This window comes from Actinokineospora spheciospongiae (assembly GCF_000564855.1).
Taxonomy (GTDB): Bacteria; Actinomycetota; Actinomycetes; order Mycobacteriales; family Pseudonocardiaceae; genus Actinokineospora; species Actinokineospora spheciospongiae.
The window spans coordinates 62,183-75,964 of sequence record NZ_AYXG01000081.1 but is presented as its reverse complement, the minus strand read 5'-3'; the positions used below and the strand labels follow the sequence as shown (position 1 = coordinate 75,964).

The following is a 13,782-nucleotide window of genomic DNA, read 5'->3' as shown; positions in this document are numbered from 1 at the left end:
CCACTCCCTCTGCCGTGTTCCCCCATCCTCGGGGAGGCGATCACCGTGCGCACCCCGATGTGACGTGTATGTCCGCCGGGGGCGAAAGAGGTTTGACGCGCGCCGCCCCGGGCACCCCATGAGCACACGACGAAGGGATCGACATGAGCGACGCCGACAAGATCGACGCCAAGAGCGACCAGCTCAAGGGCAAGGTCAAGGAGACAGCGGGCAAGCTCACCGACGACAACGAGATGGAAGCCGAAGGCCAGGGCGACCAGACCAAGGGCCACCTCAAGCAGGCGGGCGAGAAGATCAAGGACGTCTTCAAGAAGGACTGATGGCCTGGGCTGTGGTGGGCGGGTGATCCGAGGATCGCCCGCCCACACGCCTGTTCACCGGTCTCGCAGCCACCGCGCGCTGGTGGTGAGCGTGGCCTGGGAGCCGAGGCTGCCGCCGGTGAGGTCGAAAGCGTGCTGGGTGAACGGGATGCTCACCACGGTGACGTCGACACCGCCCGCGCGCGCCTCGGCGACGAGTTCGTGGTTTCCCCGGGCGGGGATGAAGTCGTCGCGTTCCGGCTGGATGATGAGGGTTGCCGGGGCGGCGTCGGAGATGTGGGTTTCGGGGGAGATCGCGGCCAGGCGGTCCGGGTGCGCTGCTGGGGTGCCGCCGAGGTACCAGTTGGTGAAGTCGCGCGGGCTCAGTCCGTGTGTGGGGTTTCCGTGCTCGTAGGCGTGGATTGGGTTGGCGACCGGGTACACTGCGACCACCGCTTCCGGCACGGGGACAGGGCCCAGTTCCGGGCAGGTCGACACCGCTGTGCCCGTTGCCGCTGTCCAAGCGGCGTTGATCGCGAGGTTGCCGCCCGCCGAGTCGCCGTGGACGGAGAGCCGGGTGGTGTCGGCGCCCGCTTCGCGGGCACGCCGGGCTGTCCAGGCCAGTGCGCAGGCGACGTCGGCGGGAGCTTCGTCCCACGTGGGACTGTCCGGTGTGGACAACCGGTAGTCCACGCTCACCACGTACCAGCCGTGGTCGGCGAACCAGCGGGGGTGGGTCCCGGAATCCTTCGCGGCGCCGGTGAACCAACCGCCGCCGTGGATGTGCACCATGACGGGAGCGCCCTCGGTGGTCCCGGGTTCGTAGACCAGCGCCCGCAACGGTTCGCCGTCCACCACGGCATAGGTGGTCGTCCGGTCGGGTTCCGGCGACCCGGTGGTGATGGCCAGCGCGGCGAACGGGTCCACCGAACCGCCCGCCCCCACCACCGCGACGACGATGGAGCCGGTGACGACGCCCGAGGTGACCAGGGCGGCAACCGGCACGGCCGCCGCGACACCGCTGAACCACCCCCGTGGCCGCCGCGCCGCGACCGGGACCGCCACGGCCGCCGCGACCAGGCTCACCAGGACCAGGTGCGGCCCGTGGACGGCCCACGCCACCACGCCGATCAGCGGGAGGCTCACCGAGCCCGGCCGCAGCAGGTCGGCCACGGCGACGACCAGCGTGCCCGTGCCCAGTGCGGCGGCGACACCGGCCGCCACGGTGCTCAGCCGCGGTTTCCCGGCCGGGAGTCCTGGCACGTCCGCGCTCAACCGGTCCGGCGGACCAGGGGCAGGTAGACCTCGTCGACGATTTCGACGAGGACGTTGTCGGGCACGGTGGTCAGGCCGCGGGTCAGGTACTCGTTGCGCAGCAGCACGAGCGCGACGGTGGCCACGCGGGGGTGCACGGTCCCGTCTGCGACCTCGCCCCGGGCGGCGGCTCGGTCGAGGATGGTCAGCCAGGGCCCGGTTCCGCCGTCGGCGACCTGCTCGTGCAGTTGCGCCAGCAGTTCCGGTTCGTCGTTGGCGCTCGCCAGGAGGCTGCGCAGGACCTCGGCGCGCGGTGTGGCCAGGTCGCAGTTGACGCCCCGCAGCAGTTCCAGCGCGTCGCCGCGAAGGTCGCCGGTGTCGGGTGTCGGCGTCTGCTCGGTGACCAGTTGCCGGTAGGCGGCGACGCCGAGGGCGGCGCGGTGCGGCCAGCGGCGGTAGATGGCGTTCTTGTTGGTGCCCGCGCGCCTGGCCACCCGGTCCATGGTCAGCCCGGCGTACCCGGACTCGGCGAGTTCGGCCACGGCCGCGCGCAGGATCGCCCGCTCCAGCTCGGCGCCGCGCCGCCGGGTCGCCGCCTGTGCTCCCACCCCCATGCCGACCTCCTCCGGCGACGAGCGTACTGCACCGGCGCTCCGATATAGGGTACGGTACGTGCCGTACCTTAATCGACCAGGAAGGTCCCCCATGCGAGCCAAGGGCATCGGCTACGACACCGGGCTGAGCCTCGACGGCGACACCCGTCGGCCGTTCGACCCCGACGTCGTCCGCCGCGAACTCCAGATCATCCGCGACGACCTGCACTGCACCGCCGTGCGGCTGTGGGGCGACGACCTGGACCGGTTGGAGTTCGCCGCGGAACACGCGGCCACCCTGGGCCTGGAGGTCTGGTTCTCCCCGTTCACCCACCAGTTCGGCCAGGAGGAGATGCTCGTCCTGCTCGCCGACGGCGCCGAACGCGCCGAGCGGATTCGCCGCCGGGGAGCCGAGGTCGTGTTCGTGACCGGGGCCGAGCTGAGCCTGTTCAACCGCGGGTTCCTGCCCGGCGACAGCGTGCGGGAGCGCACGGCGGCCCTGCTGGAACGGCGGTCCGAACTGGGCACGCTGCTCGCTGACCTGCCCGCGCGGGTCAACGACTTCCTCGGCAGGGCCGTCGCCGTCGTCCGCGAGCGGTTCGGCGGCAAGGTCACCTACGCCTCGGTCCCGCTGGAGCGCGTCGACTGGACACCGTTCGACGTCGTGTCGGTGGACGCGCACCGCTCCAAGGAGGTCGCCCACGTCTACCAGGACGGCATCCGCGCACTGGTCGCCCAGGGCAAGCCGGTCGCCATCACCGAGTTCGGCTGCACGCCCTACCGCGGTGCGGCCGACCTCGGCGCCCTGAGCGGGGAAATCGTCGAGTACTCCGACGGCATCCCGGTGCGGCTCGACGGCGACTACACCCGGGACGAGGAGGAACAGGCGGGTTACCTGCGCGAACTGCTGGACGTCTTCGCCGAGGAGGGGGTGGACGCCGCGTTCGTGTGCACGTTCGTCTGCCACGGCCTGTACCACCGGGCCGATCCCCGGGAAGACCTGGACATGGCGAGCTGGGGCGTGGTCAAGGTCCTGGAGCACGGTCGCGGCGACACCTACCCGGACATGCCGTGGGAACCCAAGGCCGCCTTCGCCGCCGTGGCCGACCACTACCGGGTGGGGTGACGGACCGCCTCGCCGCTGCTCCGAGGCGCAGGCGGCCAGCCCGAGGCGGCCCCCGCCTCGCCCGGGTCGCGGTCAGGCGTCGTGCGCGCGGAGTTCGGCGCTGCCCTGCACCGCGCTCAGGAACCGCTCCGCGAGCGCGTCCACCGCCGGGTTGGCGTGCTCGTGGTCCAGGCTCAGCGACAGCACCGTCCCCCCGCGCTCACCCACCACGGCGGGCGAGACCCGCAGCGCCCCCGCCACCGGTGCCAGGTCCCCGCTGACCACGAAGGCGACCAGGAACGACCCGGCCCCGCGCACGGCCGAGGTGAACCGCACCTCCAGGCGCCGGGAACCGATACCGGGCAGCTCCGCGGTGAGGTGGTGCACCTCGCCGACCACCGCCAACCGGGAGATGTCCGGCCAGAACTCGACGATCCGGTGCGCGCGGAGCAGCAGGACCACACCGTGCGGGTCGGCCTCGATGTGGCGGCTGAGCAGGACAACGGGCATCAGGACATCCGGGTGCGCTGGGGGACGGTGTCCTCCGCAGGTTAGAGGGTTCCGGCGCGGCGCGCGCCGGAACCCCGCCCGCAGTCCCCGGTCGTGGGACGGGGCAGCGTACGGCGGTTCACTTCGGGGCGCGGGGTTCGGTGACCGCCACGACGTCGGCGGTGACCACCGCGCCGTCCTCCAGGTGCAACAGGCCGATCGTGCCCACCGGCTGGCGCCTGCGGTCGGTGGGGGAACCGGGGTTGAACACCCGCACGTCGTCCACTGTGGAGTTCCAGGGGATGTGGGAGTGGCCGAAGACGACCAGGCGGGCACCGGGGAACAGGCGGCGCATCCGCGCCTCGCGACCCTTGGCCTGGCCGCTGTCGTGCACCATGGCCACCGGGACGCCCGCCAACGACAGCTCCAGGGTCTCCGGCGCGCCCCACTCGGCCACGTCCGGGCCGTCGTTGTTGCCCAGCACCGCGTGCACCGGGGCGTAGGATTCCAGCTCCCGCAGGACGGGGGCGACGCACACGTCACCCGCGTGCAGGATGACGTCGGCGGACCGCAGGTGCGGGAACAGCGCCTGCGGGCAGGACTTCCAGTACCGGGGCGCGTGGGTGTCCGACAGGACGAGGACTCGCACCCGTCGATCGTGCCACAGGCCCGGGGGCCCGGCGCGTGGCGGGACCGGTTCCGGTTGTGGCAGCCGCCACCGCTATTCGAGGAAAATTGTCGCCGTCTTTACCTTGTTTGCCGATTCTTGGTATTCGTGCTGAATTTGGATTACTCTTCATCCTGCGCGGTTTGACGGTGGTGGTGTGGCGCACTTTCGTTCATCCGTCGTTCACCCGGAATGTGAAGACCTTTGTGGATGTCCGTTGTGAACAAGGCGTTCGGTGGGGGTCGGGTGTGTTGTCCGCGTTTTGTGGACCGCTTTTCCGGTGGCGAGTGGGTGATTTCACTTCGTCAGGGCCGTCCTTGCGCGGCGGGGTTGGACGTGCTGTGATGGGAGCAGGAAAAGCGTCCCGGAATGCCGGGGTGCAGCGGTTCCTGTACCGTCCGGGGACCGTCGAACATTCCCGTCAGGGCGGCCGCGAGGCTGACCCATGGTGCGCACCCGACATTCCAACCACCCCGTCGCCGGTCTGTGGCTGGTGTTCTTCCTCAACGGCGCCGTACTGGCGAGTTGGGCGCCGCGCATCCCCGAGGTGAAATCGGATCTGGGGTTGTCCGACGCCGCGCTCGGTGTGGCCCTGTTCGGTGTGGCCGCCGGTTCCGTTCCCGCGCTGCTGGGCACCGGGTGGTTGTTGCGGTTCACCAGTGCCCGGTTGTTGTGCGTCCTCTCCGGCGCGTTGTTCGCCGGTTTCCTCCCGCTGATCGCGGCGGCCCGGGGTGTGCTGGGCCTGGCTCTGGTGCTCGTGCTGCTCGGTGCCGCCAGCGGGTGCCTGGACGTGGCGATGAACACCGCGGGGATCGAGTTCCAGCAGCGCTCGCCCGACCGGCCGTCGGTGATCTCGCGGCTGCACGGCGGCTACAGCCTCGGTGTCCTCTTCGGAGCCGCCGGGGGTGCGCTCGCGACCGGGGCGGGGGTGGGCGTGTTCGCCCACTTCACCGCGGTGGCTGGGGTCCTGCTGGTGCTCTTGGCCGTCGCCGCGCCCGCGTTGCCGCACACGCCGGTCGTTGAGCCCGCGCAGGAGGTGGCGCCCGCTGTGTCGCCGTTGCGGGGCATCGCCGCGATCCCGTTGGCGATCGCCGCGATCGCGGTCAGCGGGCTGCTGGTGGAGGGCATGGTCACCGACTGGTCGGCGCTGCTGGTCGCTCGGGACTTCGCCGGTGGGGTGTCCCTGGGGTCCACGGCGGTCGTGGCGTTCAGCGTGGCCATGTTCGTGTCCAGGTCGGTCGGGGACGCGCTGGTGGTGCGGTTCGGGCGGCGGGCCGTGCTGCGCTGGTCGGCGGGCGCGGTCGCGGTCGCGCTGGCGGTCGGGCTCGCGCAGCCGAGCGCGGTGGGGGCCTTCGCCGCCGTGGCCTTCGTCGGCCTCGCCCTGGGGCCGGTGTTCCCGCTGTCGATGACCGCCGCCGCCGACCGGGTGCCGCACTCGGTGGCCACCGCCGCCGCCGGGGTCAGCGCCGTCGGCTACCTCGCCTACCTCGCCGGGCCGCCGCTCATCGGCGTGGTCGCCGAGGCCGTGGGACTGGTGCCCACCGTCGCCGCCATCGGGCTGGCCGCCTCGCTCACCACCGCGGTGGCCGCCCGCCGCCTCGACCGGAACCCGCGCCGCCTCGCGGTCGCACCGACAACCAAGGAGGACGGCGATGACGTCGGCACGCCTGCGTGAAGTGCCGGTCGGCCGGTACCCGCTCAACGGGCTGCGCGGGTGCCTGACCGCCGCGCGCTGGGACCGGCTGACCGCTGCGGCGACCAGGTGGGCGGCCACCCTGCCCACCGTGTGGCACGTCAACTCCACCGACAACGGCGGCGGGGTCGCCGAGATGCTGCGACCGGCCCTCGGCTACGGGCACGCCCTGGGCCTCGGCCTGCGCTGGCTGGTCATCGAGGCCGACACCGACTTCTTCACCACCACCAAGCGCGTCGACAACGGCATCTCCGGCGTGCCGGGCGACGGCGGACCGCTCGGCCCCGAGCAGGTCGAGGGGTTCCGGCGGGTCAGCCGCGAGGCCGCCGCCGACCTGGGCCGGTTCCTGCGCCCCGGTGACGTGGTGGTCCTGCACGACCCGCAGACGGCGGGCCTGTGCGAGCACGTCGCGGACCGGGGGGCCATCCCGGTGTGGCGGGCGCACAACGGCGCCGACCGGCCGAACGCGCACACCGCCCGGTCCAGCGCGTTCCTCACCCCGTTCCTGCGGCGGGCGCGGGGCCTGATCACGACCCGACCGCACTTCCGCGACGTGGTGCTCGACTCCAGGATGGGGGTGCCCAGCGCGTCGATCACCCCGTTCATCGACCCCATGTCCGCCAAGAACACCGACCTGACCGCCGACGCGGCGCGGTCGCTCCTGGTGCGGGCGGGGCTGCTGGCCGCGCCGGACGCCGGGCACCCCGTCGTGCGGGTCGGCACGGCGCCGGGGGCCGACGTGCCGATGGTCGCGCAGGTGTCCCGGTGGGACTCGGTCAAGGACATGATCGGGGTGATGGACAGCTTCGCGCGGACCGTCGCCCCGCGCACGGACGCGCACCTGAGCCTGATCGGCCCCCAGGTCGACGGCGTGGCGGATGACCCGGAGGCGGCGGAGTACTTCCGGCTGTGCGCGGCGCACTGGGAGCGGCTGCCGCGCGCTGTGCGGTCGCGGGTCCAGTTGTGCTGCCTGCCCACGGCGGACCCGGTGGAGAACGCCCGCGTGGTCAACGCCGTGCAGCGGCACGCGGCCGTCATCACCCAGAAGAGCCGGTCGGAGGGGTTCGGGCTGACCGTGGCCGAGGCGATGTGGAAGGGCACTCCCGTCGTGGCGACCCGCGTCGGCGGCATCACCGCCCAGATCCCGGACGCGCGGCACGGGCGGGCGGTCGCCCTGCCCGACCCGGACGACCTGTTCGGCGGCGCCATCACCGAACTGCTCGCCGACCCCGCCACCGGCGCCGCGGTCGGGCACGCCGCCCGGGAACGGGTCCGCGACCGCTTCCTGCCGGACTCGCACCTGCACGACGAGCTGAGCTTCCTCGGCGGCTTGGTCGGGTCCGAGGTCGCGGCGTGAACGTCCTGGCGGTCGGCGCCCACCCCGACGACGTGGAAATCCTGTGCGCGGGCACGCTCATCCGCTACCGGCGGGCGGGCCACTCGGTCGGGATCTGCGTGCTGACCAACGGCGACCTCGGCGCCCCCGACGGCGACAAGGCCACCATCGCGGCCGTGCGGGAGCGGGAGGCGCGGCGCTCCGCCGAGGTGATCGGCGCCCGGCTGTTCCTCCTGGGCGAACCGGACGGGTTCCTGTTCGACAGCCCGGGCACGCGGATCGCCTTCGCCGAGGTGCTGCGGGAGTTCCGGCCGGACGTCCTGTTCGCCCCCGACCCGAACGACTACCACCCCGACCACCGGGCGGCGTCGGCGATCGCGCTCAACAGCCTGGTGCTGGCGGCGTCACCGTTGCAGCGCACGGGATCGCCCGCCATCGACGCGCTCCCAGCCGTGTACCACATGGACACGCTGGCGCTCGTCGGCGCGGCCCCGCAGCGCTGGGTCGACATCTCCGACGCGCTGGGGACCAAGCTCGACATGCTCGCCGCGCACCGCAGCCAGAACGACTGGCTCCGCTGCACCGACGGCGTGGACTACCTCGACTACGCCACCAAGCAGGCGCGGCTGCGGGGGTTGCAGTGCGGCACGGCCGCCGCGGAAGCCTTCCGCGCCCCCGAGTTCTTCCCGATCCACCGCGCCGGTTCGACACTGCCCGGGCTCGACGACCAGGGGGACGACTGAGACATGTGCGGAATAGCAGGGATCACCGGAACCGACGACGCCGGACGGGCGCTGGTCGACGCCCTCGCACGCCTGGAGTACCGGGGGTACGACTCGGCGGGGATCGCCACCCACGCCCCGGACGGCATCGAGGTCCGCAAGTCCGTGGGCTCGGTGGCCGCGCTGGCGGCGCTGGGCTCGCCCGGGGGCGAGCGCCGCTCGGGCATCGCGCACACCCGGTGGGCCACCCACGGCGCACCCTCCACCCGCAACGCCCACCCGCACCTGAGCCACGACGGGACCACCGCCCTCGTCCACAACGGAACGGTCCGCAACGTGGCCCGGCTGCGCGGTGAACTCACCGACCGGGGCATGGCGACCACCTCCGACACCGACAGCGAGGTCCTGGTCCACCTCATCGCCTGGCACCGCGCCCAGGGGGTCGACGCGCTGGAGGCGGTCCGGCTGACCCTCGCCCGCGTCGACGGCGACTACGCGGTGCTGGTGATCACCGCCGACCGCCCCGGCACGCTGATCGCGGCGGCCTCCGGCAGCCCGCTGCTGATCGGCACCGACGGCCGCGCGGTCCACGTCGCCTCCGACCGGGCCGCGCTGAGCAGCGGGTGCACCCACTGCTCCCCGGTCCTCGACGGCGAGGTCGTGGCCGTCACCGCCGCCGTCCCGGCGGGCCGGACCTGGGAGGCGCTGACCCCGGGGACCACCTGGACCGACAAGGGGTCGTACCCGAACTTCCTGCTCAAGGAGATCAACGAGCAGCCGCAGACCAGCCGGGCCGCCATCGGGGCGCTGTTCTCCCCGGTGGCCGAGGGTTCGGCGGCGGACTGGGGCAGCGCCCTGGACCGGTCGGCGGTCAAGCGGGTGTGCTTCCTCGGGTGCGGGTCGTCGTACTACGCGGGCCAGGTCGCCGCCTCGTTCGTGGAGAACCTGGCCCGCATCCCCGCGACCGCCGAACCGGCGGCGGAGTTCACCCAGCGCGACCCGGTCGTCGAACCGGACTGCCTGTACGTGCTCATCAGCCAGTCCGGGGAAACCCTGGACACCCTGCACGCCCACCGGTTCCTGCGGCGGCACCCGGTGCAGGTGCTGTCGATCGTGAACGTGCGCGGGTCGAGCCTGGACCGGGAGAGCGACGCCTCGATCCCGCTGTACGCGGGCGCGGAGGTGTCGGTGGCCTCGACCAAGGTGGTCACGAACATGCAGATCGCCGGGCTGGCCCTGGCGTCGTGGCTCGCCCGCGCCGACTACGGCTCGAAGTCGGCGGCCCTGCTGGAACTGGACCTGGCGCTGCCCATCCTGCCGACGATCCTCGCCGACCTGCTGGCGGGCCAGGACGCCGAGATCCGCGCGCTCGCCGAGTCCGTGCACGCCTTCCGGAGCATGTACTACCTCGGTCGCGGCCCGTCCTGGCCGGTGGCCCGCGAAGGCGCGCAGAAGATCAAGGAAATCTCCTACATCCACGCCGAGGCGTACCAGGCCTCCGAACTCAAGCACGGCCCGCTGGCGCTGGTCGACCCCGACCACGTCTCCGTGGTGGTCGCCGCCAACGACGCCGGCGGGCAGCAGAGCGCCACCCTCATCGGCCAGATCCAGGCCAGGGGCGGCGCGGTGGTGGTGTTCTCCCAGCACCAGGACTACGAGTTCGACGCCCCCACCGTCCGGCTGCCCGCCGTGCACCCCCTGCTCGACCACATCGTGATGGGCGTGGCCCTCCAGGTCTTCGCCTACCACACCGCGACCATCCTCGACCGCGACGTCGACCGCCCCCGAAACCTGGCGAAGAGCGTGACAGTGGAATGAACAGCGACCTGCGAACCCCCGACCTGGCCACCACCATCCGCCTCGGCATCGGCGCGCTCACGCTGGAGTGCCGCGCCATCTGCTTCGACCTCGACGGCGTCCTCGCCGACTCCCACGACCACATCACCCGCGCCATCACCCGCTGGGCGCAGGACCGGCAGGTGGACCTGCGCGACCTGGCGGAGGCCTCCCGCTCCCTGACCGACGTGGAGTTCGTCCGCATCGCCGCCCCACACCTCGACGCCGAGGCCGAGGCCCGCGAAATCCAGCGGATCGAATACGAGCTGGCCGGGGAAACCCCACCGATGCCCGGGGCCGTGGAGCTGTACCGCAGCATCCCCCGGCACGCGACGGCTGTCGTCACCTCCGGGGCGCGGGCGGTCGTGACCCGCCGCCTGCACTCCCTGGGCGTCGGGGACCCGAACATCCTGGTGAGCGCGGACGACGTCACGGCGGGCAAACCGGACCCGGAGCCCTACCGCACCGCGCTGCGCCACCTCGGCGCCCACCCGGCCGACGCGATCGCCGTGGAGGACACGGTCGTCGGCGCCCGCTCGGCCAAGGCGGCGGGGATGCGGGTGATCGGGGTGGGGGAGCACCTGACCGGCGGCTGGCTCACCACGCTGTTCGAGACGTGCGTGCCCAGCCTGGACCACATCGGCACCCGGCGGGCCTGAGTTCAGCCGCCGTGCGCGGTGATGGTGTAGCCCTCCGGACCGGTGAAGGTGAACATCCGGCCGAACGGGCTGTCCGTGGGTTCGGCGACGATGCCGACCCCGGCGGCGGCGAGCCGGTCGTGCAACTGCTGGGCGTCGCTGGTGCCGAACCACAGGGCGACCCCGAGGCCGGGCCGCTCGACGGAGTCGAGGTCCACCCCGGGCAGGGGCGCGCGGACGGCGAACGGAACCGGCTCGGTGGCGAACACCACCGCTCCCGGCGGGGACGCCGGAGCCCGGCGCAGGCCGAGGTGCTGCTCGAAGAAGCGGGCCGCCGCCTCCACGTCGCGCACCTGGAGGGCGATGAAATCGGGTCCGGTGACGGTCATGGTTCTCCTCGGTGATCCGGCATGTCAGGATGCTGACATAGCGAACGGTAGACCTGACCGTTCCGCCATGTCAAACTCCTGACATGCCGGATCTGCCGTCTGCTCTTGATGTGACTCAGCGTTTGGGCTACCGCCTCAAGCGCGCCGCCGCCGCGTTGCGGGGTGCCATGGACCGAGGGCTGCGCGAGCACGGCCTCACCGTGCCGCAGTACGCCTGCCTGGAACTCCTGGATCAGCAGCCCGGACTGTCCAACGCCGAACTGGCCCGGGGCACCTTCGTCACCCGGCAGTCCATGAACGTGGTGCTGCGCGGCCTCCAGGACGGCGGCCTCATCACCCGGCCCGCCACCACCGAGCACGGCCGCGCGCTGCCCGCCCACCTGACCGAGGAGGGGCGCCGACGCCTCGCTGCGGCTCGGGGAGTTGTCTACGCCATCGACCAGCGGTTGGCGGATGCCGTTCCGGCGGAACGCCTCCCCGGCCTGCTGGCCGACCTCGATCGCCTGTCGGCCGCGTTCGACGAGTGAGCTTTTTCGGCGACCGCTGGGGTCCTCGCGCCGAGCGCGTCCCCGCTGGGCCGGATCGAGTCCGGGTGACCGGCCGCCGCGCTGTTCAGGCCGGACCGCGGTGCCCGCGCAGCGCCAGGGCTGTGACCCCGGCCGCCAGGAAGCAAAGCCCGAACACGACGAAGGCCACGTAGCGCTGCCCTGCCGCCGTCAGCACGCCGACCAGCAGGGGCGCGAGCAGGCTCGCCACCCGGCCTGCCGCGTTCGCCGCGCCGACTCCGCCGGAACGCAGCTCGACCGGGTACAGCCGCGGGGTGAACGGCACGATGCCGCTGAAGCCGCCCTCCTGGCAGAACGACAACCCGTAGCCCGCGACCACCAGCAGCCCGGCGGCGGGCAGCGCGCCGAACCAGAGCACCAGGGTCGCCGCGCCGATCCCGGTGCCCACGACGACCGCGGGCAGCCCGACCACCCGGATCACCGGCAGCATCGCCACCCGGCCGAGGATCGCCGCCAACTGGAAGCCGAGGGTGTAGGCGAAGACCTGCGCCAGCGGCATCCCGGCGAGCACCAGCAGCGTCGGCAGCCACAGGATCACGCCGAAGTAGGCGAAGCTCCAGGTGAACCAGAGCAGGCCGGTCAGCGCGGTCGTCGAGCGGTGCTGCGCGGACAGCAGGGTGGGGCGCGACCGGGGGGCGGGCGGGTCCACTCTGACCGTTGCGCCGAGGGAGATCCAGCCCAACGACCGCTCCGCCTCGGCGATCCTGCCCTGCGAGAGCAGGAAAGCGGGGGTCTCCGGGACCAGCCGCCGCAGGGGGAACAGCAGCACCGCGGGCAGCGCGCAGAGCAGGAACGCGCCCCGCCAGCCGGTCGCGGGCAGCACCGAGCGCACCAGGGCGGTCGCCGCCAGTGCCCCGACCGGGAACGCCAGTGCCCACAGCGCGAGCAGTCGGGCCCGCGCGCCCTCGGGCAGGAACTCGTGCAGCATCGCGGTGTCGACCGGGATGAACCCGCCCATGCCGACCCCGACGCAGAACCGCAGCACGGTCAACTGCGCCGGGCCCTGCGCCGCCGCGCACAGGGCGCCGAACCCGGCGAAGACCGCGACGGTGACCAGGAAAGCGGGTCGCCGCCCGATCCGGTCGGCCACCCGGCCGAACACCAGCGAGCCCACCAGCATGCCCAGCATCGCCGCGGCCGCGAGCATGCCGACCGCCCTCGGGGTGAGCGCCCACTCGCGCAGCAGCACCGGGGACACCAAGGCCATGACCTGCAGGTCCATCGAGTCGAAGAACGCCCCCGCCACGCACACCGCGAACACCAGCCGGTGCCTGCGGTTGAGCCGCGTGCCGCCGGGGACCTCCCCGCCCGCCCCCGGCGCCTGCCGGGCCCGTCCGGTCACCACGAGACCGCGCGCCGCTGTCGACCGACCGCGGTGGCCCGGGTGCGTCGTCCGTTGGGGGGAAACGGGTCGAGTGGTCCTGCGGCGGGTCCTCGCACGGGTCCGTCCTCCTGAATCCGGCCGGTGTTCCCCGACGCTAGGGCGTGGGCGGCCCGCCGTCATCAGGGTCAACCCTCACTCGTGCGGACCGGCCAGCCTCCGCGCGGCCTCGACCACCGCGGCGCGCCTGTGCGCGAGTTCGCCGGGGTCGTCGGCGTCCGCGCCGGTCAGCATCCGCGCGACCTGGGGCACCGCGAACCACCAGGCCGCCAGGGACAGCACCAGGAACACCAGGTGCGCCGCATCCGGCGACCCGGCGAGCGCGCCGCGGCGCCGCGCCGCCTCGAACGCCTCGACCTTGGCCAGGTAGAACCCGGTGCGCGCCGACTCGTCCGGGACCGGCCCGGAGTAGGCCAGGCCCTCCCAGTGCAGCAGCCGGACCAGGGTCGGGTTGGCGGCGTGGTGGTCGAAGACGGCCCCGGCGAACTCGCCGATGTCCTGCTCGCCGAGGGAGGCCAGCGGCACGGTCGCGGCCACCGCGGCCAACTCCTCGCCGAGTACCGTCGCGAACAGCGCGTCCTTGCCGCCGAAGTAGGAGTACAGCCGCTCCTTGTTGATCCCGGCCCGCCGGGCGATGCGGTCCATGGTCGTCCCGTGTGGACCGTGGGCGGCGAACTCGGCGGTCGCCGCGGCGCGCAGCCTGCGCCGCGTCTCGGCGGTGTTCCAGGCCATCGGCGACCACCCTCCTCCGGGCGCGGCCGTTGACGTCGAACCGCGACCCTGCCTAGCCTAATTCCAACGGATCAGTTGGAGA

15 protein-coding genes are annotated in these 13,782 nt (G+C 72.9%); 8 read left to right on the top strand and 7 right to left on the bottom strand.

Annotated features, from left to right (window positions below; genetic code table 11):
• Positions 1-143 precede the first annotated feature (143 nt).
• Positions 144-320 carry a CsbD family protein gene (locus UO65_RS11540; protein ID WP_035281581.1) on the top strand — a complete coding sequence of 59 codons (177 nt, stop codon included), beginning with the start codon at positions 144-146 and terminating at the stop codon, positions 318-320.
• A 54-nt stretch (positions 321-374) separates the two neighbouring features.
• Here UO65_RS11540 and UO65_RS11535 read toward each other — a convergent pair whose 3' ends face one another.
• The gene (locus UO65_RS11535) at positions 375-1,562 is read right to left on the bottom strand and encodes an alpha/beta hydrolase (protein WP_152552059.1); all 1,188 of its coding nucleotides are present in this window, start codon (positions 1,560-1,562) and stop codon (positions 375-377) included.
• 8 nt (positions 1,563-1,570) lie between these two features.
• Positions 1,571-2,167, bottom strand: a complete 597-nt coding sequence (locus UO65_RS11530) for a TetR/AcrR family transcriptional regulator (protein WP_035281579.1) — start codon at positions 2,165-2,167, stop codon at positions 1,571-1,573.
• Between the two features lie 91 nt (positions 2,168-2,258).
• On the opposite strand from UO65_RS11530, the gene UO65_RS11525 reads away from it, so the two are divergent.
• A complete protein-coding gene (locus tag UO65_RS11525) occupies positions 2,259-3,272 on the top strand; it encodes a hypothetical protein (RefSeq protein ID WP_035281578.1) in 1,014 nt (337 codons plus the stop codon).
• A 72-nt stretch (positions 3,273-3,344) separates the two neighbouring features.
• On the opposite strand, the gene UO65_RS11520 is transcribed toward UO65_RS11525, so the two are convergent.
• Positions 3,345-3,761, bottom strand: a complete 417-nt coding sequence (locus tag UO65_RS11520) for a hypothetical protein (RefSeq protein ID WP_035281576.1) — start codon at positions 3,759-3,761, stop codon at positions 3,345-3,347.
• 118 nt (positions 3,762-3,879) lie between these two features.
• Complete coding sequence (locus tag UO65_RS11515) at positions 3,880-4,389, bottom strand: metallophosphoesterase family protein (protein ID WP_035281574.1); 510 nt, start codon at positions 4,387-4,389, stop codon at positions 3,880-3,882.
• 463 nt (positions 4,390-4,852) lie between these two features.
• On the opposite strand from UO65_RS11515, the gene UO65_RS11510 reads away from it, so the two are divergent.
• From UO65_RS11510 to UO65_RS11490, 5 genes are read left to right on the top strand one after another with little or no spacing between them, the layout of a single operon-like run.
• A complete protein-coding gene (locus tag UO65_RS11510) occupies positions 4,853-6,082 on the top strand; it encodes an MFS transporter (RefSeq protein ID WP_035281573.1) in 1,230 nt (409 codons plus the stop codon).
• Positions 6,060-7,457, top strand: coding sequence for a glycosyltransferase (locus UO65_RS11505; RefSeq protein ID WP_152552058.1), 1,398 nt, complete (start codon positions 6,060-6,062; stop codon positions 7,455-7,457). Before UO65_RS11510 ends, UO65_RS11505 begins: the two co-directional genes overlap by 23 nt.
• Positions 7,454-8,179, top strand: a complete 726-nt coding sequence (locus UO65_RS11500; RefSeq protein WP_035281571.1) for a PIG-L deacetylase family protein — start codon at positions 7,454-7,456, stop codon at positions 8,177-8,179. The genes UO65_RS11505 and UO65_RS11500 overlap by 4 nt, the downstream gene beginning before the upstream one ends.
• 3 nt (positions 8,180-8,182) lie before the next feature.
• Positions 8,183-9,976 (top strand): glutamine--fructose-6-phosphate transaminase (isomerizing), encoded by a 1,794-nt coding sequence (glmS, locus tag UO65_RS11495; protein ID WP_035281569.1) that lies wholly within the window; start codon positions 8,183-8,185, stop codon positions 9,974-9,976.
• Positions 9,973-10,653, top strand: coding sequence for an HAD family hydrolase (locus tag UO65_RS11490; protein WP_052021032.1), 681 nt, complete (start codon positions 9,973-9,975; stop codon positions 10,651-10,653). Before glmS ends, UO65_RS11490 begins: the two co-directional genes overlap by 4 nt.
• Before the next feature lie 2 nt (positions 10,654-10,655).
• On the opposite strand, the gene UO65_RS11485 is transcribed toward UO65_RS11490, so the two are convergent.
• Positions 10,656-11,021 (bottom strand): VOC family protein, encoded by a 366-nt coding sequence (locus UO65_RS11485; protein ID WP_035281568.1) that lies wholly within the window; start codon positions 11,019-11,021, stop codon positions 10,656-10,658.
• 110 nt (positions 11,022-11,131) lie between these two features.
• Between UO65_RS11485 and UO65_RS11480 the strand changes: the two genes are divergently transcribed.
• Positions 11,132-11,548, top strand: coding sequence for a MarR family winged helix-turn-helix transcriptional regulator (locus UO65_RS11480; RefSeq protein ID WP_233427538.1), 417 nt, complete (start codon positions 11,132-11,134; stop codon positions 11,546-11,548).
• 85 nt (positions 11,549-11,633) lie between these two features.
• Here the strand turns inward: UO65_RS11480 and UO65_RS11475 are convergent, their stop codons facing one another.
• Together UO65_RS11475 and UO65_RS11470 are read right to left on the bottom strand one after the other, a co-directional pair.
• Positions 11,634-12,929 carry an MFS transporter gene (locus UO65_RS11475; RefSeq protein ID WP_035281563.1) on the bottom strand — a complete coding sequence of 432 codons (1,296 nt, stop codon included), beginning with the start codon at positions 12,927-12,929 and terminating at the stop codon, positions 11,634-11,636.
• Positions 12,930-13,103: 174 nt separating this feature from the next.
• Positions 13,104-13,700, bottom strand: a complete 597-nt coding sequence (locus tag UO65_RS11470; protein ID WP_035281561.1) for a TetR family transcriptional regulator — start codon at positions 13,698-13,700, stop codon at positions 13,104-13,106.
• Positions 13,701-13,782: the final 82 nt, after the last annotated feature.